General features: G+C 39.3%; 4 protein-coding genes and 1 pseudogene. 3 read left to right on the forward strand and 2 right to left on the reverse strand.

Features of this window, described 5'->3' with window-relative positions; all coding sequences use genetic code 11:
• Positions 1–38 precede the first annotated feature (38 nt).
• Positions 39–221, forward strand: a complete 183-nt coding sequence (locus tag L693_RS0109235; protein WP_025717017.1) for an alpha/beta hydrolase family protein — start codon at positions 39–41, stop codon at positions 219–221.
• A 173-nt stretch (positions 222–394) separates the two neighbouring features.
• Here the strand turns inward: L693_RS0109235 and L693_RS0109240 are convergent, their stop codons facing one another.
• Positions 395–1,261 carry a TetR/AcrR family transcriptional regulator gene (locus L693_RS0109240; protein WP_025717018.1) on the reverse strand — a complete coding sequence of 289 codons (867 nt, stop codon included), beginning with the start codon at positions 1,259–1,261 and terminating at the stop codon, positions 395–397.
• Positions 1,262–1,398: 137 nt separating this feature from the next.
• Here L693_RS0109240 and L693_RS0109245 point away from each other — a divergent pair, with 137 nt between their 5' ends.
• Positions 1,399–2,010 (forward strand): RNA polymerase sigma factor, encoded by a 612-nt coding sequence (locus L693_RS0109245; protein ID WP_231503582.1) that lies wholly within the window; start codon positions 1,399–1,401, stop codon positions 2,008–2,010.
• A 77-nt stretch (positions 2,011–2,087) separates the two neighbouring features.
• Positions 2,088–2,840, forward strand: a pseudogene (locus tag L693_RS29075) (alpha/beta fold hydrolase); the annotation flags it as partial.
• 277 nt (positions 2,841–3,117) lie between these two features.
• Here L693_RS29075 and L693_RS0109255 read toward each other — a convergent pair.
• The coding region (locus L693_RS0109255) for a TetR-like C-terminal domain-containing protein (RefSeq protein ID WP_025717020.1) at positions 3,118–3,487 on the reverse strand (370 nt) is incomplete at its 5' end.

Consider the following 3,487-nt stretch of genomic DNA (forward strand, 5'->3'; position numbering starts at 1 on the left):
TCAAAATCCACCTGCTTTGAGCAGGTGGTCGTTTAATTATGCACGGGGATCAGGATGACGTGGTGCCTTACGAACAAAGCTTGGAGTTCTACCGAGCACTTAAGCAAGCGGGTAATGATGTCACCATGTACAAAATTACGGGAGCTGGACACATTGCCTTTACTCAGCCACATACATTAGATGTGGTTAAGAAGTTTTTTGATAAACATCTAAAAGACTAGGATCATGTAATAGCCGTAATACAAAAGTTCGCTACCTCTAGTGGTAGCGGGCTTTTTTTACTGTTTACTTATAGAACGCATTCACTAGCATGAAAACGAAAGCATGGATGCAATATAACGAAGCCATCCTTTCGTTTTTCTGTCGGCTCTCGCTGCAATTGCTTGCTAAGGAACTATAGGTGGGAGCTACTCTTTCTCGCTTGTTTGTAAACCATATTAAAAAGCTCATTGTAATTCCGGTCTTTAGTAGAAGAGGAGGAGGATAGAATTTTAAGTTGCCTTGCTATTCCTTCACAAATGCTCCATCTAATACGAGGGTTTTGACATTCGTCCAGAATAAAGTCGATTAACTCTTGTTCTTCAGAAGTCCGATCCGTATCTTCTTGACCTAATAGATTTCTAATATGTGCTACAACTACCTCTTGATCTTCATCGTTATTTTCAATATGAAATGGAAAAAGTACATGCTTATGCTGCTTGGTTATTTCTATATTTTTTTCTAACCGAACGATATTGTAAGCTAGTATATCCGAACTATTCGTGTCCAGGTTCATTTGATTGGAATACCTGAACTGGTATCCGATTCCCCCAATAAAATGAGTGGATAAATCCATTGCACTGGCTTCAATTTCAACACCATAAACTTCGATTAAACGTCTGGCTAACCAGTTTAGCTCCTTATAATGACTTGTCGCCATATATTTTCTTAACGCTTCATCATTCTCAGCCATCGAAATATTGTACAGCTCCAAAATATTTTCTCGGCTATAAATAGCGTGCTTTAGCCCCAACTGGGAATATAAAATCTCCTTGCTGTGAGGATCGCCCTCTGCCAGTAACTGTTTCTGCTGTTCTTCCACTTTTGCATCGACATTTTGAATGATATTAAGTATCAGTTGAGGTTTAGAAGAAAAATAATTATAAAAAGTGCCTTTTGAGACACCCGACTTCTCCAATATATCCTGGATGGAAGTATGATGATAACCAATGTCACGGAATAAGGACTTGGCAGCTTCAATAATTTGTTCTTTTTTGGTCATATATCTGTTTCTCCTACCAAACAATTTGACAGTAATTTTATACCGCTTTATTATAGCATTAAAATAAATAAACTCGAGTATAAAAAAATATACATAAGTACATATCTATTTATTATATACACGCAAGGAACTACTTTATGAAGAAAGAAGAGGGCATCATCGTGTATAACATGGAACAGGAATACAATAGAGCGCAGCGAGGTGATCATGAGGCATTGATTCAGCTATGTCGGAGGCTGGAGCTTGAGCTTTACGGCTTGGCAAAAGCTATTATCGAACATGACGAAGATTTTGTGATTGCTTTTCAAAAAACGATTCTTCAAGTCTATAGAGGCATGCATTCTTTACGGGGAACAGAGCATTTTAAAACACGGGTAATTCGTATCCTGATTTATGAATGTAATCAAATTATGCATAGCAGGAGGGGAACAGATACTATTAAAGAATCACCCCACGACTTCGAAAAATCTACTCAAGCTGTGAATGTCCAACAGATGAAGTTGCGAGAGGCGGTCAACCAGCTGGAAAAGGATTTTCGGATTGTGATTCATCTTTCTTATTTTCAAAAGTTATCGATCAAACAAATCTCTTATGTACTTAATATAGATGAAGCTGAAGTTAAAATGCGATTGCACAAAGCACGTGAACTATTAACAGAATGGAGTTTAAATTCAAGGTTGATCATCAGTAGCCAAGTGCACAGCTTAATACACTGGCATAATATGTTAAATTTACTCGATAAAGCCTAACTTTCAGAGGTGAGTTGGAATGTTGGAACGTTCTATGGAGAATACAAGGGAATTGAACAAAGGAAAGGGAGTGATATTTTAATTTCATTTTCCTAGATCATAGGGGATTTGGAAAACCAACCAGAGCTTAAAAGCGGAAGACTATACTTTGGATAAAGTCATCAATGATATAGAAACAGCAAGACAATGCCTTCATTCGGATCACTTTATTATATTAGGCCATTCCGGGCACGCTTTTATGGCCTTGGAATATGCCAAACAATACCCTGATCATGTTCACAAAGTGGTGTTATTAAATTCAGCACCTACGAACAGCGAAGAGAGACAGCGCCAAAGCTTTTTGCTTTTTAATGAGACAGCCTGTTCAGAAAGAAAGGCGCGTTTTGAAAAGGATATTGTTTTATTGGAGGAAGATATCAAGAGAGGTCCTGATAGACGATTTGTTCATATGTGTATACGTATGGGTGCGCAAAGCTTTTATGATTATACCTTTGATGCGGCTTACATGTGGAAATGATGTCTACACGAATATGCCCATAATCGATTATTTATGGGGAGAAGCATTCGGACAGCTTAATCTGATACAATCCTTGGCTGATATCCATAAACCAGTTTTTATAGGTTTAGGAAGGTATGATTATTTGGTCGCGCCTGTTTCATTATGGGATTCGATTGACTACTCCTATGAAAACGTGAAGAAAGTTATTTTTGAGCATAGTGGTCATAACCCGATGTATGGTACAAAAATGGCAGCTGGTCTCATACTACACCCGAACAAAGCATATATCGAGATCAAGATTCAATTGTATAACCCTTCATCAGAATCGTAAACGTCTTTGTGGTGGAGCTAGGTGGTAATGACCATACGTTACAGGCAGGACTGCTGCATGTAGCCAACCATCATATTTCCCCAAGCAAAAAACAGTGGTTAACAGTCATACAACAATGGCTGGCTGGAATGAAAAGGCAGAGCAGCCCATAGCTAATATCAAGTCTGTTAGCATTGTTCTCGTATATGAAATTCCCATTCGTTATATGAAATAAACGAAAAAGACTAGAGGATAGCGATTCTCAGGCTACTAAAAATGGCTATCCTCTGGTTTTTCATCATTCCGCTCTAATTCCTTGAAAGGCTGAATCCACTAATTTGTGTATATACACATCGTCCAATAGACCGCCGGTGACCAGCAGTCGATAGAAAATCGGCCCGTATATGAGATCAATACTTAATTCGATATCAAGATCCCCCCGTAATTCCCCACTCTGAACTCCCCGTTCCAAAAGCTGCCGGGCCTCAAGTCGGCGTGGATGGATATATCGAGTTTGGTATGCCTCAGCCAGCCCTGCATCAAATTGCCCTTCACCAATCAGCTCCGCAATGATTTTTCCCTCACGGCTAATCATAAATAGAGTTACATTGGTAGCATGGATGAGTATGTCCTGGAAAGCCGTACCCGTGTCGGGTATGGGCAGGCCG

It is taken from the genome of Paenibacillus sp. 1-18 (assembly GCF_000520755.1).
Taxonomy (GTDB): domain Bacteria; phylum Bacillota; class Bacilli; order Paenibacillales; family Paenibacillaceae; genus Paenibacillus; species Paenibacillus brasilensis.

What these genes read in the sequence shown, in the direction of transcription:
- L693_RS0109235 (WP_025717017.1), top strand. Translation starts at nt 39, where the DNA reads ATGCACGGGGATCAGGATGACGTGGTGCCTTACGAACAAAGCTTGGAG.
- L693_RS0109240 (WP_025717018.1), bottom strand. Translation starts at nt 1,261, where the DNA reads ATGACCAAAAAAGAACAAATTATTGAAGCTGCCAAGTCCTTATTCCGT.
- L693_RS0109245 (WP_231503582.1), top strand. Translation starts at nt 1,399, where the DNA reads ATGAAGAAAGAAGAGGGCATCATCGTGTATAACATGGAACAGGAATAC.